The 22,931-nt window shown below is 29.0% G+C and carries 19 protein-coding genes; 5 read left to right on the forward strand and 14 right to left on the reverse strand.

Annotated features, from left to right (window positions below; all coding sequences use genetic code 11):
* Nucleotides 1-460 precede the first annotated feature (460 nt).
* The 3 genes from IPK88_18265 to IPK88_18275 are packed head-to-tail and all read right to left on the reverse strand — an operon-like array spanning nt 461 to nt 2,689.
* On the reverse strand, nt 461-895 hold the full coding sequence (locus tag IPK88_18265; GenBank protein MBK8245377.1) for a replication protein: 435 nt from the start codon (nt 893-895) through the stop codon (nt 461-463).
* 6 nt (nt 896-901) lie between these two features.
* Entirely contained in the window at nt 902-2,491 is a 1,590-nt protein-coding gene (locus tag IPK88_18270; GenBank protein ID MBK8245378.1) for a recombinase family protein, read from the reverse strand.
* Between the two features lie 9 nt (nt 2,492-2,500).
* Nucleotides 2,501-2,689, reverse strand: a complete 189-nt coding sequence (locus IPK88_18275) for a hypothetical protein (GenBank protein MBK8245379.1) — start codon at nt 2,687-2,689, stop codon at nt 2,501-2,503.
* Between the two features lie 107 nt (nt 2,690-2,796).
* Between IPK88_18275 and IPK88_18280 the strand changes: the two genes are divergently transcribed.
* A complete protein-coding gene (locus IPK88_18280) occupies nt 2,797-3,954 on the forward strand; it encodes a type IV secretion system DNA-binding domain-containing protein (protein MBK8245380.1) in 1,158 nt (385 codons plus the stop codon).
* 105 nt (nt 3,955-4,059) lie between these two features.
* On the opposite strand, the gene IPK88_18285 is transcribed toward IPK88_18280, so the two are convergent.
* The 8 genes from IPK88_18285 to IPK88_18320 form a co-directional block, all read right to left on the reverse strand.
* Nucleotides 4,060-5,403 (reverse strand): hypothetical protein, encoded by a 1,344-nt coding sequence (locus IPK88_18285; protein MBK8245381.1) that lies wholly within the window; start codon nt 5,401-5,403, stop codon nt 4,060-4,062.
* A gap of 5 nt (nt 5,404-5,408) precedes the next feature.
* The gene (locus IPK88_18290) at nt 5,409-7,610 is read right to left on the reverse strand and encodes a peptidase domain-containing ABC transporter (GenBank protein MBK8245382.1); all 2,202 of its coding nucleotides are present in this window, start codon (nt 7,608-7,610) and stop codon (nt 5,409-5,411) included.
* A gap of 111 nt (nt 7,611-7,721) precedes the next feature.
* Nucleotides 7,722-8,345 carry a hypothetical protein gene (locus IPK88_18295; GenBank protein ID MBK8245383.1) on the reverse strand — a complete coding sequence of 208 codons (624 nt, stop codon included), beginning with the start codon at nt 8,343-8,345 and terminating at the stop codon, nt 7,722-7,724.
* A gap of 52 nt (nt 8,346-8,397) precedes the next feature.
* Entirely contained in the window at nt 8,398-9,471 is a 1,074-nt protein-coding gene (locus IPK88_18300; protein ID MBK8245384.1) for a hypothetical protein, read from the reverse strand.
* 128 nt (nt 9,472-9,599) lie between these two features.
* The gene (gene gwsG / locus IPK88_18305; protein ID MBK8245385.1) at nt 9,600-10,586 is read right to left on the reverse strand and encodes a grasp-with-spasm system ATP-grasp peptide maturase; all 987 of its coding nucleotides are present in this window, start codon (nt 10,584-10,586) and stop codon (nt 9,600-9,602) included.
* On the reverse strand, nt 10,586-11,446 hold the full coding sequence (locus IPK88_18310) for a hypothetical protein (GenBank protein ID MBK8245386.1): 861 nt from the start codon (nt 11,444-11,446) through the stop codon (nt 10,586-10,588). The genes gwsG and IPK88_18310 overlap by 1 nt, the downstream gene beginning before the upstream one ends.
* Nucleotides 11,415-11,597 (reverse strand): hypothetical protein, encoded by a 183-nt coding sequence (locus IPK88_18315; GenBank protein ID MBK8245387.1) that lies wholly within the window; start codon nt 11,595-11,597, stop codon nt 11,415-11,417. The genes IPK88_18310 and IPK88_18315 overlap by 32 nt, the downstream gene beginning before the upstream one ends.
* Before the next feature lie 357 nt (nt 11,598-11,954).
* The gene (locus IPK88_18320; GenBank protein ID MBK8245388.1) at nt 11,955-12,275 is read right to left on the reverse strand and encodes an HTH domain-containing protein; all 321 of its coding nucleotides are present in this window, start codon (nt 12,273-12,275) and stop codon (nt 11,955-11,957) included.
* 1,093 nt (nt 12,276-13,368) lie between these two features.
* Here IPK88_18320 and IPK88_18325 point away from each other — a divergent pair.
* A complete protein-coding gene (locus tag IPK88_18325) occupies nt 13,369-13,785 on the forward strand; it encodes a hypothetical protein (GenBank protein ID MBK8245389.1) in 417 nt (138 codons plus the stop codon).
* A gap of 210 nt (nt 13,786-13,995) precedes the next feature.
* Here IPK88_18325 and IPK88_18330 read toward each other — a convergent pair whose 3' ends face one another.
* Together IPK88_18330 and IPK88_18335 are read right to left on the reverse strand one after the other, a co-directional pair.
* Nucleotides 13,996-15,666: a T9SS type A sorting domain-containing protein gene (locus IPK88_18330; GenBank protein MBK8245390.1), complete on the reverse strand. Its 1,671-nt coding sequence runs from the start codon at nt 15,664-15,666 to the stop codon at nt 13,996-13,998.
* Nucleotides 15,666-18,746, reverse strand: a complete 3,081-nt coding sequence (locus IPK88_18335) for a T9SS type A sorting domain-containing protein (protein ID MBK8245391.1) — start codon at nt 18,744-18,746, stop codon at nt 15,666-15,668. The genes IPK88_18330 and IPK88_18335 overlap by 1 nt, the downstream gene beginning before the upstream one ends.
* A gap of 815 nt (nt 18,747-19,561) precedes the next feature.
* Between IPK88_18335 and IPK88_18340 the strand changes: the two genes are divergently transcribed.
* Nucleotides 19,562-20,041 (forward strand): JAB domain-containing protein, encoded by a 480-nt coding sequence (locus tag IPK88_18340; GenBank protein MBK8245392.1) that lies wholly within the window; start codon nt 19,562-19,564, stop codon nt 20,039-20,041.
* Nucleotides 20,042-20,071: 30 nt separating this feature from the next.
* Entirely contained in the window at nt 20,072-20,995 is a 924-nt protein-coding gene (locus IPK88_18345; GenBank protein ID MBK8245393.1) for a DUF1738 domain-containing protein, read from the forward strand.
* A gap of 128 nt (nt 20,996-21,123) precedes the next feature.
* Here the strand turns inward: IPK88_18345 and IPK88_18350 are convergent, their stop codons facing one another.
* Nucleotides 21,124-22,101, reverse strand: coding sequence for a hypothetical protein (locus tag IPK88_18350; GenBank protein MBK8245394.1), 978 nt, complete (start codon nt 22,099-22,101; stop codon nt 21,124-21,126).
* 496 nt (nt 22,102-22,597) lie between these two features.
* Between IPK88_18350 and IPK88_18355 the strand changes: the two genes are divergently transcribed.
* Complete coding sequence (locus tag IPK88_18355; protein MBK8245395.1) at nt 22,598-22,861, forward strand: hypothetical protein; 264 nt, start codon at nt 22,598-22,600, stop codon at nt 22,859-22,861.
* Nucleotides 22,862-22,931 lie beyond the last annotated feature (70 nt).

A 22,931-nucleotide genomic window follows, 5' to 3' on the forward strand; every position in this document is an offset into this window, starting at 1 on the left:
TGACTATTAAATATTTCTCATTGATTTTTTAATTAAGGACAAATTTATTGGCAATTATTAACTTATACTTATCCAATCATTCAATCATTTCCTCCAAGGATTTAATTTTAAATGAGTTTAATTTTGGTTGATAAGTATCTTTTTTTTAATAATTGTCATTAACTTCATACAATTTTTTATTAAATTAGGTAGAATAATTTTACACCTAAGCACAAATATCTATTCTATTGAAGTATGAACCAATAAATGATACACCAAAAGAACATCTATCTTAGGCTTCCACTTTCCTTTTTCCATAAGGCATAAACTTGTATTTTGAATATGTAAATATTCAACATCCTTTTAACTTAGTGCAGATTTCTTCCGATACATTCTCATGTAGATAGGAGGTTTGTACATAATATAATTATACATCTCAGAATCTCAAAAGGTATCACTAAGAATGGAAAGAAAGCAAAAATCAATACTTAGTTTCTTTTAGTTTAATATTAGTTTTGTTATAGGCACTTCCGTTCCCTAATCTTGGATAACATTGTTCCCTAGTTTCAGTCATTAAGTTCCCTGGATTTATGGAATAGAGTAGGATGTATTTACCTTTCCTTTCTGATGGATCAACTAGTAATTTGTGGTTCTCATCACTAATATAAATTAAACCTCGTTTTAGGAGAGAATTGAGCGTTTTAGACACTATCCTAGCTGATAATCCAGCTTTCTTCATAAACTGAGTTCTAGTGATCCTATCTCGTAGTTTTCTTCTTCCTGTATATCTATCAATCCAACCATAGGTTTGTCTGATAATTACTAGTAATATTTTTATCTCTGACTCTGTTAATATTGCTAACCACTTATCAAATACCTCATTTGGCACATGGGTTGTTTGTTTATATCCCAACATAGATTTTTATTCATTGTTATCTTCTAATTCAATCTCATTTGGATATTGCTTGAAATACTCATTTACTCTTTCTACAAGTTCTTTCATTCGTTCCCGAACTTCATTTTTATCCACAGAAATTGCCTGATTGGCAATTTCAGCTGTACATGTTCGAGGGTTGGCTTGGTCTTGTCCGCTTGACGATACGATATGAGTTAAAGCTATATCCTGAAATGGATTTCGCACTGTAATCATTAGCTTTTTACCTTCGACAAGTAAGTTCGAAGTAATGATTTTTAGTAATTTTCTTTTTTCTTCATAATTTCCAATTATATATAAATTCTTAAGGCTTTTTAGTAGTTCGAAGAATAACTTTGTCTTTTGAAATATTTTAGTAATATTATCATCAATGTTAGTTTTTCTTTCTTGTAGTCCTTTCTTTTCAATGTATATCTTCTCTTTTCGCTCCTCATATATTCCTTTATCAATGTTATTGTCAATCAAGGCATCCGTCAGTCTTTCAAGCTTAATATTTAATTGACTTTCTTGAATTCGAATTGATTTTAAAATGTCTTCTTCTCTAATTCTATTTTTATCTTCAATGTCCGAAATTAAATCATCTACTATACTTTTCTCTTGGTCTTGTAAGTTAATATCTTCAAATTGCAAGAGTATATTTTTTTCAATGTAATCTTCTCTCAGTCCTTTTGTTTTACACCCCTTCATGTGGCATCTGTAATATATATTTCCTTTTTGCTTTTCACCAGTCAAAGATTGTTCACATATTTTGCACTTAATCAACTTATTGTATAAATATCCATGCTTAACAATTTTAGTATTTGTTTTACCTTTCAATACACTTTGGACTTTTTTATATAATACACTGCTGATTAGTGGCTCATGATTCCCTGAAAAATTTATTCCTTTAATTTTCATAATACCAATGTAAAAAGGATTGTTAAAAATAATAGATAATGTTGCCTTATTAACTTCATTTCCTCTTAAGTTTCTCAGCCCAAGTAAATTCATATCATTCGCTAATGAGTTTAAATTATACTTTTCAGAAGCGTATAGTTCAAAAGCTTTTTTAACCAATGGACCCATTATTGGATCAATTTCTTTCAGTTTTCCACTTCCTGTATTTATATACCCAATTGGGGCTGCAAAAGGTAATATACCTTGCTTTAACCTCCCATATAATCCTTTAATTGCCTCGTCACGTAGATTTCTTATATAATCAGAGGCAATGACAGCTTGAATATCAGCTGCAAGCCTTCCACCTCTTTCATTTAGATCTAAACTTTCATGTGCAAAATAAATTTCAAAACCTTCATCTATCAAATCTCCGAGCGAAGCCCAGTCTCTTAAATTTCTTGCACTTCTATCTATTTTGTGAATAATTGTTCCTTCTGCTTTTTTCTCTCTAATTAACTTAAGCATTTTATTAAACAATGGCCTACCTTGTTTGGCTGCTGTTTCCAATTCTTCGAACCATTCAATGATATGCAAATTGTTTTTGTCTGCATATCTTGAAATAGCTTCTTTTTGTTCTTGAAGTGAAACTCCATTTCCTTGTTTTACGGTCGATACCCTTGTATATCCAAATACTTTCTTCATATTTTAATCTTACCCCTTATTAACAATTTCGTCAAAGAAAGATGTACTCGTTCCTTCCTTTTCCAATCTTTCCACTATATCTTTTACGACCAAAAGATATTTTGTGAAATTTTCTTCTGCTTCTAATAATTCGATCTCATTTCGACCCTTACTTATGTTACTAATAAATTTGGAAACATTATATTTCTTGTTATCCATGGTTAAAAGAATAGTCGAACTTTAAATTTATCGTAGAGTGTATTTTATGTCATTTCGGCAATATCAACCCTCTACGATTTAAATATTCATTCTCATATCATAGAAATATGGACAAAGACATCACATATTTTGCAAAAGTTGGTTGGAGAAATGATCGAAGAATATTTGGTATTAAACAATCAGATCGCTTAATGCATACTTACATGATTGGTAAGACTGGAACTGGTAAATCAACATGTTTAGAGACAATGATAATGCAGGATATTGAACATGGTCGTGGTTGTTGTTTACTAGATCCACATGGAGATTTAGTTGATAAAATTGCAAGGAATATTCCTGAACATCGTAAGAAAGATTTAATATATTTCAATATTCCTGATTCTAGTCTTAATTTGAGATATAATCCATTCAAGAAGGTATCTTATGAAAAGAGGTCATTAGTGGCTTCAGGAATCTTAGACGTTTTTTCTAAGTTATGGGATAGTGCATGGGGAGTTAAACTAGAACATATCTTAAGACATGCAATCCTTACTTTACTTGATCAACCAGAAGCTACCATTGCAGATATTTCTGAATTATTGCTTGATAAGGAATTTAGGAGAAATGCACTTAAGCATATTAAAAGTGAAAGTGTTAGAAATTTCTGGAAAAGAGAATTTACTGAGTATCAAAAATATGACTTATTACCAGTGATGAACAAGATAGGAGGAATGCTAGTGCACTCAGTTATTAAAAGAGTCTTGATTGAAAATATTGAGGAAGTATCTCTTCGCAAAGCAATGGACGAAAAGAAGATTATTCTCGTCAATTTATCAAAAGGTCATGTAGGTGCGGATGTTGCTCACATCCTTGGTGCCCTTTTTATTACCTCTATAGCTTCGGCTGCATTTAGTCGTGTTGATATTGATGAAGAAAACAGAGTTCCTTTTATGGTTTACATGGATGAATTTCATAATTTCACTACTTTGTCTTTGGTAAACATGTTTTCCGAATTACGAAAGTTTAAAGTTGGTATGATACTCGCTCACCAATACATGCATCAACTTGATGAGGATATTAGACAAGCTGTACTTGGGAATATTGGCACCGTTATTTCCTTTAGGATTGGAACTGAAGATGCTAAGCATATGGCTGAAGAAATGTTTCCTGAATTTGATGTTCAAGATTTTATTAATCTTTCTAATTACAAGATATACTTGAAGTTAATGATTGATGGACGGCCTAGTCGACCTTTTAGTGGGCATACTATAAATTATTTGAGCTAAATCAAAACAATATCATGATTTATTATAGCTTAAATAGTTTGTGTTGGATAAGGAGTTGTGAATATATGTTTCAATAGTACTGCAATATTTATTCCAATAAAATATTCATTTGATCCTTGACAGTAATTCATAAATATTTTCAAAAAATCGCTCCAGAAGTCTTCTTGATTTTGTAATAATTTTTACATTTGCTTGCATGCGCTGGCGCCATTCAATATTTTTATTGTAATCAGTTATTAATTTTTGACCAATTAATATTTCAACCAAATAATTATTTTGATCATCTTTATCTTTAGTTGACATTTTAGAAATTTTAGAAACAGTTCCAATAATTCGTCCATATTCGCTTACTGGATAATCATCAATTTCTACAATAACTTTTTGCTCTTTCGCTATTTTACCATATGCGAGTCCAGCAAGTTTACACCTTACAATGATTGGATTAGGATCTTGTATTGGAATAACACTACATATTTTGTCTGCTGTTAATACTTGTTGATTGGGAAAGACTGGATTTTCAAAATGTAAGACGCCTGACATTCCTGCTGATATTTCATAAATGGATCGCCATTCTTTGAGTTTTGTTACCAAATTAACCACAGCTCCCTTGAATGCAATAATACGATCATGTATACCAGTCCTTTTATCAAAAACCAATTCATATTTTTGCTTTTCTAAGTTGATTAATTGACTCTGCAATCGAATTATATTAGCATTCATTCCTTCCTTACTTCGTTCACTCTGTAATGTCTTTTGAGAATCCTGTTCCATTTCCCTTTTACTGATAACTCCTTCAGATTCTAACCATACTTGTCTTTGAGACTGACGAACCACTAAATCCAATTCCTTTCGAAATAGAATTAACTCACGACTTTGAGAAGCAATTAATTTCTTTAAATATAAAATATCATTCTCTAGAGATTTTAATTTAACAGCACTTAAATCCTCCGAAATAAAATATTTTAGGTCTTCTAATAATTTGGTGCAATTCTCATAAGAATCTTGAAGTGTCCCTAAATTTAGTCCCACAGGAAAATATTTATCCAAATAAAGAGTATCATCATTAATTCCAATCATAGGTTTTATGATGTCTTTCAATTGATCCATATCTTTATAATCAGCATCAGATTCCATCAAAAATAATCGTTCACCAAAGGTTACGGTATCACCATCAAGTTTAAAAATTGTAGAAATTCTTGAACTTAATTTTGGATAATGATCCAATGGAGGAACCATGGTAGTAATCTCCCCTCTTGCTCTAATGACATCAGGATATTCAATAATGTAAGATACCAATAAGCCCAAAATCAAACCGAAAGCTATTACACTAATACCACTATACAATAACCATCCTTTGGGAGCAGGAATCAAGTTATCATTAGACTCACTTCTAAGTTGCTGCCGATCGATATCTATATTTGCTTCGTGTATGAATTTTTCTTCAGGCATTCAATCTAATTTCCGAGTTCCAATTGATTTTTAATTAAATTATAATAGGCTCCTTTTTTTTGAACCAAGTCAATGTGATTTCCTATTTCTATAACCTTCCCTTTATCAAGCACGATGATCTGATCCGCATCCTTTACTGTACTTAGTCGATGTGCAACTATGACAACAGTTTTTCCTAGATAAAATTTTTTTAAATTTTGTACAATAATAGATTCGTTTACTGCATCAAGAGAATTCGTAGCTTCATCAAAAAATAAATAATCTGGACTTTTGTAAACTGCTCTTGCTATTAAAATACGTTGTTTCTGACCTTGACTTAAGCCATTTCCCTTTGCTCCAATCATAGTATTGTATCTAAGTGGAAGTTCATCAATATATTCCTTAATATTTGCCATCTTTACTGCATACTCTAATCGCTTCAAATCCGGGCTGTCGTCACTTTCTGTTATATTATTAGCTATCGTATCAGAGAATATATAACCATCTTGTAGTACCGCGCCACATCGAGAACGCCAACTTTTTTTGTGTAAAATTGAAAATGGGATCGAACCAATATAAATTTGTCCAGAACTAGCTTCATAGAAAGCCAATAATAATTTGACCAGACTAGTCTTTCCACTTCCACTTAAACCCACAATCGCAGTAACCTTACCCTTAGGTATGATCATATCAACATCCATAAGCACTTCTTCTGAAATAGGGGTGTAACGGAACCCTAATCCCTCAATACGTATATCCTCATAAGGAATTATATTCACTTGAGTGATGTCTTCCCTCTCTTCATTATCTTTCCCATGTACCTCTCCCAACCGTTCTAAACTGATCTTCGCATCTTGCGCAGCTCTTATAAAACCAATCATTTGTTGTAATGGAACATTAAGTTGACCTATAATATATTGTACTGAAAGCATCATTCCCAAAGTCATTTTCCCTTCGATAACAGCTTGGGCAGACACTATAGTAATAAGGATATCTTTGAGTTGATTAATGGCTATACCACCAGCATCCTGATATTGTGATAATGCTAATGACTTCATTCTAATATGAAAAAGTGATGCTTGTGTCTGAGCCCATCGCCATCTTCTTTTAGTCTGTGATCCTTGGAGCTTGATTTCGGCCATTCCATTAATAATCTCATAAAGATTATCTTGATTATCCGAAGATCTATGAAACAATTGATAATCTATTTCTCTGCGGTACTTTAGAAAAATAAAAATATAACTAAAATAAAGAACTGCTGCAATGAAAAAAATAAGGAACAAAGTTGTATTATATATCGCAAGCAGAATTCCAAACACAATCAAGTTGAACACAGAAAATATAATGGACAATAAGGATTGAGTAAGAAATGATTCAATACGATAATGATCTCCTATTCGCTGCATGAGATCACCTGTGTGTTTCGCATCGAAAAATCCAAGAGGTAATTTCATTAATTTACTCAGGAAATCACCTATGAGATTTACATTAATTCGAGTACTAATATGCAGTAATATCCATCCTTGTATGAACCGAACCATTGCTTGACCAATAAAAATAGCTAACTGCCCTAATAAAACCAGATAAATAAATTTGAGATCTCTAGTATCTATCCCAATATCAACTATAGATTGTGTTAATATGGGAAATACCATCTGTAACAAAGACCCTACTAACATTCCAAGTATCAACTGGAATATCAGCCTTTTAAACGGACTAAAGTATGGTATTAGAAATGAAAATCCAATTGGTTTTGGTCGCTCATACTCCCCCCCTGAAAATGATTCATTAAACTCCCTACCTTTTTCTAATAACAATAAGATTCCTACATCTCCGTCACTACACCATGAGCGTTCGAAATCCTTTCGACTTAACTTTTGTCTTCCAGATGCTGGATCAGCAATGTGCACGAATTTCTTGTTCACTTTGTACACAACGATAAAGTGATTCTGATTCCAATGTGCTATAGCAGGTAATGGTGCACCTAATAAGCAAGGTAAACTTTCATATTGACCAAAATTTACCTTAACTGCCATGGTCTTAAAACCTATTCCTTCAGCTGCTTCAGCTATACCTTTAAGACTTACCCCTTCTCGATCAATATAGCATTTCTCTCTTAAATATTGCAATGTCAATAACTTCCCATGATAAGCAGCAATCATACGTAGGCATGCTGGACCACAATCCATAGAATCGTGTTGAGGATAATAAGGAAAGTTATAGTGCAATTAGAAATCAATTTAGAAACAAATATAATAATTTAAATGAAATATCATTTTAATCAAAGTTTTAAAAGATAGAACATATAAATATATTTAAAATTTAAAAAAATTCAAACATCAATTCCAATTGACAACAGTAAAATTATCAATTGCATATATAGAACGTTTATTATATCTATTTGACAGCCAAATAGTCTCATTATCAGGTTTAAATGGAATATAATTAGAGATTGAATCATTTGATCCTTTACCTATACAAATGTATTTATACCTATTCTTAGCTTTAAAAGAAAAAGTATAAGTCTTCCACTCTTGATGGTCAATAATATTTGGATTTTGAATTTGAGGCTCAATCTGTCCACGCATAACTTTTTTAAATTCATTCTTTTCAGAACAAAAATAGACTTCAATCCCATTCGATAAATGATTAGAACCAAGTGACATCAATATATCAAATTTAACCGTGATAGAATCACCTAAATCGATTGGTTTCAAAAGCTTTGTCATTAGGTATCCTCGTTTCCTATGCAAAGTATCACCAGAAAATAATCCTAATGTTTCAATTACAATAAAACATTTTCCGTTATTCTTAATTTGGTCTGATAAAGCCTTTAGAGAGTTACTCTTATGATAAAATTCATGTGATACAGCAGGGACAATATGATTAGTTTGACTACGACTCCAGCCCTTAATGTATTTTTCAAAATTATAACTTTCTTGACTGATGATAGGAGCCTGCAAATTTGAAGGCTCAAATCCTGGATTTGATATAATGTTCCTTTGGCATAATAATTCATGATTTGAATTTATTACCCAATAAATGAAAAGACAGAGGTTCAAATCCTTCTTGCTCAAACCAGAGATTAGTATAATAATTGTATTTACAATCTGATTCATATGTTAGAATATTATTTAATTTTATTGGAATTCTAGGATCATAGCACATATATTTGTGCTCACAATTTTTACAAGGATCTATTTCATTTTTTTTTGAATTAGGAAGTAAATTAAACAACTCAGAATTAATTAAATTTTGAAGGTCATCCTTTTTAAATCTAATACCTATATTTTGTGATTGAATTGAATTTTTAATAAATTCTCCATCAAAATAAACTCTACCTTTATAATACAAATTAAAATTAAAGGCTTGAGTAAATGAAACTATATTAACAGAAAAATAATTTACGTCTATATTTAGAGGCAACAAAGATTCAAAAGAATTATTAGTGATAAAAGCAAAATTACTACCCCGAAAAGCACTCTTTATTATACAGTTATTTGCATTCGAACTACAATAAATCTTACATAGTTTCAAATATTTATTTTCCAAATCCATTATCCATTCAATAGAATAATTGCTATTTAAAAATAAAATAATACTCTCAACATTAAAATCACAAATAATGGATAAAAATTTCTCAATAAATCTTACATCATCTCCTTTATAAAACAAAATAATATGCCTAGCACCATTTTCCAAAGATTCAACAATAAATTCATAAATTATAGACCATTTATTTTCTTCGATTAAACATTCAACAATTTCTAAGAGATTCAACTGATTTTTTGTAAATTGTAAATCGCTAAATAAACTCATTGTATCAAAATCAATAAAATCCAAATATTCTCTTTCGTACATATCACCAATCAAATTCAAAAATTGTTCATTTTTTAGAATTAAATCTTTTACATCTTTTAAGTTAACTCTATTATTTTTTTTCAAAAAATCAGATAAGGATCGTGGAATAAAATAATAATCACATCTATTTAGGTCATAAATACATGATCTCACTGGACCATCAACAATTGGGCAAGTCGGAATTAAATATAAAAATAAATCCTTACTGTCATTAAACAAATTGATCATAATCAATCACAATTAAAGGTTTATAATAAGGTCTAATTGTTGATACAGTGATTTGAAATAATGGCCTTTTTAATTCAAGAGTAGGTGGTTTTACATTCTCAATAATTTCCCAAAAGTAAGCATGAAAATTAAATCCCTTCATATTTTGACTTTATTAGTGATGCAATATATATATCAATATTGTAATTACAAGGTATATAAACTTGTTCAAACTGACCAACTGGATTTACTTCCAAAAAAATAAACTGATTTGATTCTGAATAAATCATATCTATACTTCCTGAGTTAATATTCAATTCATGCATTAATGTTGATAATTTTACAACAATTTCATTTGGCAGTTGAATTGGAATAATCCTATTAGGAGTCTGTGAATCATACTCTCTAAAATCAATTCTAGTTTTAGGATTTTTTTGTGAAAGAATTGCGCTTGCAAAGAATTGTTTGTTTATATAAAAAATTCGAATATCAAATTTTTTTATCACATTCTTTTGAAATAAGCTTAATAAACTCAAGGACTCACTATTTTCATTTATGTCTTTTGTAGTTATTTTAATGGTTCCGCAACCAATAGTCATATTTTCATTCTTATAAATGGCTCCACTATTTATTGCTTTTGTAATAATTGATTCATTCAAATAAATAAAATCATTGATACAATTAATATTTTTTGATATCAATGTGTCAGGAATTAGTAGACCAATTACTTTTGCTTTATCTAATACAGCTAATTTATTAATTCTTTCATCTGATTGTTTATTCAAATGTGGAATTAAGGAAAATTTGTACTTTATAAAATTATTCAAATATGAATACTCTTCTTGAAAATATTTTCTCAGGTAATCTTCCTCAAATTGAAAATTTCGCTCAATGTTAAAATATCCTCTTCTATGCCATACAAATTTTATTTCAGAGTAATTTAGAAATATTATTTTTTTAAGTGTAGGATTGTAAATTGATAATCTAAAATCTGTTATTAAATTATTTAATTCAATTTGTTCTAAACAAACTTTTGTATCTTCGGTAATTCGAATAAACTTTATTTTAAAATAAACCAAATACCGCAATATTGGATTAATTATTGAATCTTCATTTTGTGAAATAATTAGAACCATTATAGTATGGGTGTTAAGCCGATAACAATTCTATTTTCATTAATCTTTGTTCTATTGGATGAAGTTAATGGAAACTTACTTATTGTATTCTCTTCTGCAAATTGTGGAGATTGATTATGAAATAAACACCACTCATCATGTATTAATGCATAATTTCGAGAAGAAATATAATTGTGCTTTAACACCTTATATATCAAAACTAAAAATTCCTTTCCATGATTCTTTTCTCTTGCAGAGTGAAATAGTAAAATAAATATTTCTGGTTCCAAATCAAATAAAATAATTTTATTATTTATACAAAATTCTAATAAATCCAGGAATTCAAAATTTATCTTAAGTGTAATTTCTTCAACTGTACTACTTTTAAATTCATAAATTCGAATGAATTGATCAACAGATAAAAACATTAAAATATTCTTTCTAATTTCAGTGTTATTTTTAACTACATTATTTAGGTAAATATTGTGTAAAATTGTATGTGAATATATAAATTGAGAAAGTGTTTCATTATTTAATTTTGAAAGTGCTCTTTCTGAACTATTAATTACAAATTCATGAATATATTTATACATTAAGCTCGAATCCTTTACTAAAACAGCAAGATTAATAAATTCATTAAAATCACTAAAGCATGGCTTAAAATTGTAATAGATCGAACTGTCAAAATTTGATATTGCTCCTAAAGTATCTTTTAATATTAACTTATTTTTAGCTAGTTCAAATTTAAAACGCCCATCGAATTGCCCATGACCAAACTTAATAAAAATAATCATCAAACAAAACAGAACAGCTGTTCTGTTTTGTTTGATGATTCGTAAATAACTCAGATTACTGCCAACCTTGACTAGTACTATCTTCATTTTGTGTACTTTCAGTCCAATGTGAACCATCATTCCAAGTATTATCCCATCTTGTACCAAAAACAGCTGTCACTTCCTTTGTGTATAAAATTCCACCTTGAACGTAATCAGTTTTGTCAAATTGAGTTTTTTCAAATTTTTTAAGTATCATAATATAAAAATTCAAGTCTACCTATCTTTTTATTCGCTACTGAGATTTCAGCCAGCCGGGTAAGGTTTAATTTCCCGTTTACTTGTTAACTTCTCTTAAGTTATAGTTTTCTGATGCAGGTGCCCCATATGTCAGCGGACAAGAAAGGTGTTAAAGAGAAGCATATAACACGATCCTAGACCAGTGTAATGTACATTTACTTTGCAAGACTAAGAAATGAGACTGCAGAATTTTTGCAGTAATCAAATTAATTTATAAATAATTATTTTTACAATATGTATTTTATTAATAATCATAAGTTTAAATTAATTTTTATAAAAATAATACTTTCATTGTAATCACAAAACAGTAAAATATTTATAGATTTAAATACCCTACGTCCTCAAAAAAAAATTCTAAATTATTAAAATTCATTGAGCTTACACCACCCTTTATTACTTCTCCATTATCTAATTTTATTTTTATCTGCAATCCTGTACCATTCGGATAATGATAACTGTGTCTTTCATGACAATATTCAATCTCAGCACCCATATCACGGAGGTTATCTAATAAATTATATGCGGTCCGCTCTGAAACATCAAGTTTATTAGCTAGTGACTTAATGTCACCTGTCGCTTTAATTCTGATAAGTCTATCAAGTCGTTGCAATCGCTGTAAGGCATCTAAGAATTTCATAATGTAGGGGGTTAGTTAGAAAAGGCATTAGAATGTTGTTTATAGTATGTTAACGCAAGATAATTAGAAATGTGATATCAAAGATGCAAAATTTAAAAAAAATTTATGAAGACTTATTGCATTTCCTCTAAATATAAAGGCTTAGTTAGATAATTATAAATGAGATGTTTTATATATCGCACTAATGTATCCCCTTAAATTCATTAAAACAAATTACACAACTCAAAAAAAACTTTTAAGTAATTCCTGCAATATGCTAAGTATATTTACGTATTAAAATTATGACTTAAATTATTTAACTTTTACTTTCATAGCCGAAGATGCAATGTATGTGGTAAAAATAAATTTATCTAGAATTTGATGTTAGGATTTTTATTAATCTACAAAACTACAAAATTTGTATTAAGATTATGATTGATGGCTAGCCAAGTTGCGGTTTTTGTATATTTAATTTGGATCTATCCTAACGAACATGTCTAATTAATCTATTGCATATTAGTGAATGCTGTACCAATTATGAAGTAATTTATGGTGTTATAAATGGAACGAACTATGGATTTACTATCACATGTGCTGTAAGATAAAAAATGATGAAGAATTATTCAGTTATTGTTTATTTTCATGTATAAACAATAATTGGCATTACGTTTTATTTCATAATAATTTTTTTAGTAAATGAAATTCCATTATGTAGAATTATTTGAACAAAGTAAATTCTTGAAGCTAAATATTGGACATTGATTTCATTTTCAATTTTATCCACACTAAGTATCTTTTTAACGAAGGAATCAAATATTAACACCTTTCCTTCCTTATTAGTTTGATTTTGAAATAATAACTTATTAGAAATTAGATTGGGATATATCTCGAAATTATTTGACGATACAGCAGTATTTACATCTATTTTAATATTGGATGAATAACTCTAGTTGCCAGTGATGTCCTTACAGAATACTATAAGAAAAAAAATATTGCGTTGTATAGGAGTTGCCAGATTTCTTTCAAGAAAGCTCTCACAAGTCAGTTATTTCGAATAAAAATTTAAAATAAACTATTTCATATATTCACCCACTTTGGACTTTATGCCCAGGGTTTGTCAAATGCAGGTCAACTCAATGATGAATGTTTAGTCTTCATCTTTTTTTTTGCATTGATTTTTTGTATACTTTTTACTATTAAAAGAATATTGACTGAAAATACAGGAGAAGTTTCTCTTAGTAAAGCTATGGACGAAAAGAAGATTATACTCGTCAATTTCACCAAAGGACATGTAGGTACTTCTGTGGCGCACATACCCGGTGCTCTATTTATCACATCTATTGCTTCTGCTGCTTTTAGTCGTGTTGACATTGATAAAGCGAACAGAGTTCCGATTATGGTTTACATAGATGAATTTCATAACTTCACTACATTATCTTTGGTTAATATGCTTTCTGAATTGCAAAAGTTAAAAGTTGGTATGATACTAACCCACCAATACATGCATCAACTTGATGAAGAAATTAGGTAAGCTGTCCTTGGGAATATAGGTCCTATAACTTCATTTAGGAATGGAACAGAAGATGCAAAACATATGGTGGAAAGAATGTTTCCCGAATTTGATGTTCAGGATTTTATTAATCTTCCTAATTACAAGATATATTTGAAATTAATGATTGATGGACGGCCTAGTCGGCCTTTTAGTGGGACTACAAATTTGTATCAAAATATTAAATTTAATTTAATATTTAAGAAATTTTGCTAAATAAGTATTTTTATTAGGAGCTTTTAATTTAACAAAATAAACGCCTGAGACTAAATCATTGACATTAACTTTAGTATTTAAAATTTTTCCCGACATCACTTCGGTGCCATTTAAGTTAAAAATTTGGTAATTTGACCAATTACTATACTTAATACTGAAATTGATTTCATCAATTACGGGATTTGGGTATATATATGTGCAATTTTCTCGACTATTATTCCCAGATGCATAATCCAATAAAGTATCATCAAGACTTAGGATTAAATGCTTCTCAGAATATAAACTGTCCAAATAAATAACTTTATTATTCAATTTTATTAGATTACTTCTTGTAATAATGTCAATATAATATTTATTATTATTCCCACTTATTATTTCGCCTAGGTACGTTGGTCTATCAAAACTTAGTATTGAAAAATAACTTAACTCCAAATTATTGGTCATAACACCTATGTATAAATTAGAAAATTTATTGTCTAAACTATAAGTTTTCTTACCATCACTTAAAAAAGCACCTTGACATTCACCACCAAACCAAAATTTAGATGTATTATTTGATTCAATAAATGAAGTTGTAACATAATTGTCACTCTCTAAATATGTTGAATTCATCAAACTACCATTAGTGTTAAATTTAGAAATAAAAGTAGATGTTGGTAAATTTGTTTCGTAATTAATTGATCCGATATTTATTTTTTTATCAAAAAATGTATTTGATACTATGAAATTTTCTTTATCAATATTTAACATATCATTAGAATTATCATTTTCTTTACTAAAAGAATTCAATATCCATTTACAATCCCCATCATATGAATATTTTGAAAGAAAAATATCAGTCGTATGGAAAAAACCTGTGTTAAATATTGAATCCAAACATAAAGAAAATTCGTAACTTACAAAGTCTCCTGAAATTAGTATACCCGATTCTGTCAATAACAAATTTTTAGAGTATTCATTTTCCGATCCTCCAAAACTCCTTAACCAATTACAATTATAATCACTTTTTTGAATGCTTACTATAAATATAGTAAATGATTCAAAAATAGTATCACCAATACAAGACAAATTTCCAAGTTTAAAATATTTGCCTTCAAAATATCCTGTTAAATAAACATTATCTTTGGAAATTTTAAAATCTGAAAGTGCGTAATTTTTAATATTCATTTCATAATGTCGGATATTTATTAACTTCATGGATTCAATATTCAAATTAATAAAAATTAAATCAGAAGAATTATTTATAGTATTATTCACAAATAGTGAATCTAACACCATTAAATCTCCTTTACCAAAAGTCCCAATAATGAAAAGATTTTCACCTTCTAGTTGCGGTATGTAGTTAATAAAGCTACCTATTGTATTAATTTTCTGAACTAATAAAATATCTCCGTCTGAATTCATTTTCACAACAATTAAAACAGTCTTGTTATTTATTGAATCTATATCTCGGTATATAGTTTTAGATTTATAATATAACTCAAAACCCTTCAAAGAAATTACATAAATAAGTTCGTTATTCGACCCTTCAAAACCATTTAATTTTAATATTCTGCCTTGAAAGTCGCCAATAAAATTTATATTCTGACTTATTAAATCTGAAGAATTTAATATTATAAATAATAAAATTTGCAAATTTAATCTCATTAAATTTTTATAATTTTAAAATTTTGGCTACTTTTATCAATAGAATTTAAAACTTTGATTATATATACACCTTTTTCTAGAGTTCTTAAATCAATTTTATATTCAGTATTTTGATACAATAATAAATTGTTGTATTTTAATATTGGTTTACCACTAATATCAAAGATTTCAAAAATATATACTTTTTTAGTATTTTCGTTTGATCTTATTTTAACATAAATATTTTCATCAAAATTCGTTGGAAATACTTGTATTAATGGTTCATTTTTTGTGCTTGTTCTTAAGTCTGGCTTCTTTAATTGATTTTGCAGATTTGGAATATTGTATTCAAATCTTTCGCCTCCTAATACCGTTCCATGACTGTTAGTTTGAATAAGGTCAAACGAAACTGATCCTTCTATATTTGGCTTGTAATATACTTTAATTGCACCAGGATTACAATTAGTAAGGCCATTAAAATTTAGAATAAAATTATCATTTAAAACCTTTACATTACCATCTTGGTTGAGGCTAAATCCTTGTCCTTGATTTGATTGATTTAACCAAATTGATTTTAATGGTTCCAATAATTCTATTGTTACTTCGCCAAAATCTGCAATGCTTTTACCTAATGCCAATTTTGCTGATTTTATTTTTAAAGTAAATGATTTGTCTGTTAATACGTCTTCGCAACCAATATAGACAGAGTTCGGTCCATAAACTCCGAAATTAGGTGCATCATCGAATACTGAAATATTTTTCCAAACTATGTTATTGTTATTTTTAGTATTGATATTCACATCATTTCCTTCTTGAATATACATAGCATCATCATCATCTACTAATCTTGCTAAAAGACAAAAATGGTGATTATCTGTGGCAAATTCAGCTGGATTTGGTGGATACCAAGGAAATCCAATATAGTCATTGGAACCTGAAGTTAATGAAGTTATTGGAAAGCCTGCAGCAGGAGTTATTTCATTTCCAGCAAGGACTGGCTGCCCATTTAATCCAGTAATATAGTAATTTACCCAAGTGTCTGGCCACTTTAATTTAGTTGACGCTTTACTAAAATACACATGCAAACCATCAATACTAGATGTCTGACAACCTTTTGCTCTAACTCTTACATAAACATAATTTGGGGAATTAGTTTTAAACTCTGGGTTTTGATGATCCAATCCGTTATCATTTGTATTTCTAACCCAAATATCTCTACTTATCCACATTGGGCCATTATCAGGATTAACCTCTTCACCGAAATCACATTCAGTATCTTTCATATAAACATCAGATGGTGAATCAGGGTAAATTACCTCGGTATCATTAGGATCAATTAAATCATATTCCTTATCAAAAATTGAAAAAATACTACAGAGATCCTTTAATGAAAAATCAGCTGGATAACGATCAAAAGCCTCTTTGTAAATTTCTGTTGCCCCGGTTCTAATATTCATAACACCTACTAATCTTGGAAAACTCCAAATAATTAGTTTCTGTGTTTTTTCCCTGCCTATATCTCTTAATATTTTAAATAGAGCACTTGTGAAAATTTCTTGTCCTCCATTATTTAAATTAGGTGTATATCGGGTAGTTTTATTAGTTCGTCTTGTGGAAGTAGGTTGTGCTCCCCAATCACCCCAACTAACATTATATTCCTCTGATGTTTCCGGATAAACATTGTCTAAAGTGCAATCCCTATTATTTGATACATTCCAGAAGTCTGCGATACCTTCTGCAACTCCTGGACTTCTTGTAATATTATCATTAGTTACAAAAAACGAAATTCCATGTCCTAATTCATGAAGAATAATCCCCGCATCTTCTGCAAGGTCGACATTTCCTCCTCCAAAAACTATTTCTTCTCTTGTAGGATTATAAATTGCACCTATTGAACTCTCTGACCAAAAAGGTTCGAAACGCAGCAATGGATTATTATTTGGTTCAACACCCGATATATTTAAATCATCTTTAATTCTCCTTAAATTTTTATCTAAATGATAATAGCACATTACAGCTTCAAATTGATCATCACCTCTATTGCATGAAAAGTCAGGTGAAGTTTGTTCATATAAACTATGATTTGCAGGTCCGTAATTATCTACTTCTACAAAATCACCTTTCAATTTATAAATACCATTATTATTTTCAATACCTTTCAATACAACTGTGCGCTGCTGCGCAACTAAATCTGAATTTGAAGCATCACTATTATCTATAAAATTTCCAACTCCATACGCTGTTTTAGCAGTATAAGTAGGCGTAGGATCAAAAACAGTTCCAATGCCATCTACTTGTATCGGTAAATTTAATGCACTAGTTATTTTTCTATCAATTTTATTATTATTCAAACTTAATTCCTTTAATTTAAATTTGCCATTATGGTTAATTTCGGAATTATGATATTTAGAACAAGTTTGTAATTCAATTAAGTCTGCTCCTATCTTTTGACCTGTGTAAGCATTTAGTTTTAATAAGTACTCATTTAATGAGAAAGGTGATGTAGTATAGATTTTATAAATTAAACTTGGAATATTATTATCTGTATCAATTACTAGCTTAATCTTCTCAATATTTAAATTTGAAAAATTATCATATACTATTTTTTTGATATTATCTTCAATAATGATTTTGTTAAGCTTAATATCAAAATTACCTAGGTCTTTATAATTATTTACAAAATTCAATAACCTATTTTTTGAATCCACTTTAGCAACAATGAATTTATCTTCAACCTCTATTCCCTTGTAGGTTTGATTGAAATAAATATTGGATTGACCATTAAATATTTTTATAAAATTTAACTTTAGATTATTTCTAATTTTTGTTTTTGGATTTGTATTGATATATAAATTGTCAACATAATTTAAAACCATATCTTCTAAATTCGAACCAATAAGTATCTGCTTAGAAGATAAGTGTTTTGCATATAATTTGTCAAATGCTTTTTGTTCATTATCTTTCGTCAATGGTTCTTCGGCAAATTGACTAAATAATGTTGTAAAGTTTAAACTAATAATAAAGAATAACATATTAGATTTAAAAAATCTTAATAATTTCCACTTTAATGGAATTGATGTATCTCTTATAATTTTTTTCATAATATTAAATTTACTAAATATTCATAGAAATTAAAAAATAAAAATAACGAGAAAACTCAATTAACTTTTACAACTCTACGTTTACTAAAGTGTAGAATTGATACAAATCTAAATGAGTAATTTAAATCTTCCAAATATTTTTAATTTATTTTTAAACTATTTTACAAATAAATTAAAAATCTAACAATTTAGATCATTCTCATCTCAAAGGTCATTTTAACTAAAGACCTTACTTATTATAAAAATGCTGCTTTATGAATTCATTAATTTCATTTTTTTAGAAAAAATTGATTTTAATTCTAAAATAAGTATATTCAAATGTACAAATAATTTTTGAATTTGAATCCACCCCATAACAAAATTCAGGGTAAACACCTAAGAAATTCAGTGAAAACCCTAAATCGATTTTTGAAGAACAGGAGTTTCCAAACACAAATTCAATTATTGATACATCATGTATTGTTTAAACCTAAAAAGGAATATTCATTAATAATCCAATCATTAGCTTTCGCTTAGTATCTATTTACAATTTCCTAAACTTTTAAGAATCATTTAAAATATTAAGCCAAAGGTCAAATATTAACTTGAATTTGGCAAGGACTTTCGTACTAACGCAGGGAACTTTTAAACGAGCGTATGATTTTGACCCAAAATTTGAATAAAAGCTCCAAATATTTTTAGCATCTAAGGGTCAAATTATGAATATTCCCCTAACTTGAATTTGCCATTTTGGCATTTTCTACCCTCTACATCAACATTCATTCATATATTAAAATGGTTTAGAAATATTCTTTAACAATCTAAACCAGTTTAAAATGAAAAATTTGAACGAATTAAGTCAACCAAAGCGACCTTGGTTAGTTGCTGAGGTTAAAATCTCTTACCATAACCAATCCAAAGTATCCGATTATCCAAAAATCAACACTTCAACTGAAGCTGAATTAATCCTCCGCAAAAATTGGAGTGACGATATGGAATTACTTGAAGAATTTAATGCCCTATTCCTAAATAGAGCTAATGGAGTAAAAGGATTCTTTCACCTTTCTAGAGGTGGAGTGTCTAATACCTATGTTGATCTCAAGATTCTTTTTTCAGCTGGATTAAAAGCATTAGCATCTGGTATTATCCTGGCACACAACCACCCATCAGGAAACATAAAACCCAGTAAAGCAGATCTTGAATTAACTAAAAAGGTACTAGAAGCTGGAAAACTGCTTGATATCCAAATCATTGACCATTTGATATTAATACCCAATTCTGGTTATTATTCCTTCGCAGATAAAGGCACCCTATAGTTCCATTTCATAACCATTTAATCTATTAAAATGAAAAAAGAACTAGAATCACCTGGTAGTACTGCTATTTCTAAAAACTTTGACCTTTATCAAGAATTGACCAACAAAATCATTTCAATACTTGAACAAGGAGTAGCACCATGGAGAAGGACATGGAGGACCTATGGATTAGCCAAGAATTATGCAACTGGACATGTATATACCGGAATTAACTTTATCCTGATGAACAATACCTCCCATATCATTCCATATTTCTTAACCTTTAACCAAATTCGAACTTTAGGTGGTAAATTGAATAAAGGTGCTAAAGCGGAAAAAGTAATTTACTTTAATGTGGTATACAAGGATAGAGACAACAGAACGATAAGCAAAGTTGAAGCAACACACCTATATAATATAGGAGCAGAAGTAAAAACTTTAAAGTTCATTAAATATTATAATGTGTTTAATATCTCAGATGTGGAAGGAATTGAATTAGAAATCTCGGAAATTCAACTAAAGCCAAATGAGAAAATAGATAAGTGTGAATTTATTGTAGAGAATATGCCTAAATGCCCTGAGATAAAGCATATTGATAGTAAAGGTGCTTTCTATTCTCCTGGCCTGGACATCGTCAATATACCTCAAATTGAACAATTTGAATCAGCAGAAGCATATTACGCTACTTTATTTCATGAACTCATTCATTCAACTGGGCATGTATCACGATTAGGAAGAGAGGAAGTTATGAATCCTCATACTTTTGGCAGTAAGCCATATAGCCGAGAGGAGCTTGTTGCTGAAATGGGTGCTTCATTTCTATGTTCTAGTGTGCAAATTGACTTTGATCAAATCTTTGAAAACAATGTAGCCTATTTAGCTGGATGGCTTAAAGTTCTTAAGGAGGATAGCAAATTCATTTTCAAGGTAACCTCAGAGGCCCAAAAAGGTGTGGATTTCATTTTAAATTTGTAAATTGGTGTTATTTAGTTTTGAGTCCCTGCTTTGCCTTTATGGTTCTGTGGGGATTTTTTGATAGTAAAACTTAGAATAATTTGAATGGAGAATCACAATAATCAATAAAGGCAATTAAAGATATGCTATCAATTAGTCTTAATTGAGATTAAATTAGCATCAGAAGTAAAATCAGTAATACTAACATCAGTTGCAATATTTTGATAATTAAAAAAGGAAGCAATATGTAATAAAGTATCATCCATTTTTACCTGATTTGAAATATTTATTTTTGAATATTTGGTAATAAATTTATTTTTAAATTCTGCATCATCTAGATCTATTTCATTTATATTGTATTTATCAATTAATTTTGTTTGATCAAAATATAACATTAAGCTCCTCGCTGATTTGATACTAGCTACTAATGAATCTGGGTATGTATAAATTCCTGTGGCCTTTTCCACATGTTTTGGAAAGTTTTCAATTGATGTGATTCCACAATTCATTAGTAGAATTGAACTTGATGATGAAGTCTCATTTTTCAATTGCAATATGAAGTTACTACCAAAGACTTCTATGTGACCCTGTTCAATTTCTCCCTCTGAATTTAAAATAGATACTTTTAAGTTATGAATATTATCTCCTTTTATCAGTAATGCAATTACATTTAATGTTGCAATTTCGTTGTTATCGAATTTTCTTGAAAAACTATTATCTATTGAATAATAGCATTCCCAATATCCTTTAATATTATCTAAGAAATTTGTCGTGGGTATTTGAGTTTGTTTATTTATATAAGTTAATAATGACTCACTTCTTATTTGACCATAAATATATTTATAAACACAATCAATAAACTTTATTCTGAATGATTGTAAAGCATTAGGGCTTCTTTTAGATAAATAGAAAAGTGATAATAGAGGTTTTACGCTGAGTATTCCATTTGCCTTTAAAGCAACTACTTTATCCATACTTTCATATAGATCCTTATAATTCTCCATATTTGAATTGAAAAGACTATCAGGATCCAAAATGTTATGCTTAGTTAAATGACAATATCTTTCAACTAATGCTTTTCTAAGACTTTGTAGCTCATCTGAATTTAGAATTATATTACCTTTCACAAACTAACCTTAATTACAATATGAGATATCAATAATCAAAAATCAAGCCAATAATTAACCATATATATGACAAACAATTCAAATTTATATGTTAATACAAAGTTAATCATTGATTTTTAAGGTTAATTTATCAACTTTATATTATATTTGCTAACCTTTAATAAGATTAAGTGATAAGATAATCCCGAAAAGATCGAAGCAAATCTTCTTTTTTGAGCATCATCTCACCCTTCTTTTAAAGAAATTTCTAAATAGTTAACCTTAATTGTGGTCAATTTAAAATAAAATTACCACAGTCTGGCGACTATGGTAATAGGCTTCGATAACTAGTTTTCCGACAAGAACGAAGCCCAGGCTAATCTTATCATAGATGGTTATCCACTGCAATTTCATCTAACCACTATTGTAATATTTAGCATCTGGTGTCTTTATTTTAACATTAACTAGCTGTATTGGAGCAAGAGGATTTTTTTTTAATAATCTAATAAATACAGTTATGGAAAAGCGTCTGTTTGATTTTTATCCTTACATCATAATTTATGGCTTAGAACCTGTAAGATTTGATGTTTCACACATTGATATTTCACATCGACAAGAACATTTAGTAGTAAATGCAATTTATGAATGTAAACATTGCGGAATAAAACTACAAGGTCTCTTTACTTTCTTTCTACTCAAATCAAAAGACAATTCATTTGGAATTCAATATAGTGGAATGAGTTGTTTTGGGAAATCAAGCACTATTACGTACCTGTCATAAATTTATAACGTAATGCAAATTTTTTTTAAAAATTAATTTTAAAACCCAACAAATTGAATGCTCCAATGAC

The sequence above is a fragment of the Candidatus Defluviibacterium haderslevense genome (genome assembly GCA_016712225.1).
GTDB lineage: Bacteria > Bacteroidota > Bacteroidia > Chitinophagales > Saprospiraceae > Vicinibacter > Vicinibacter haderslevensis.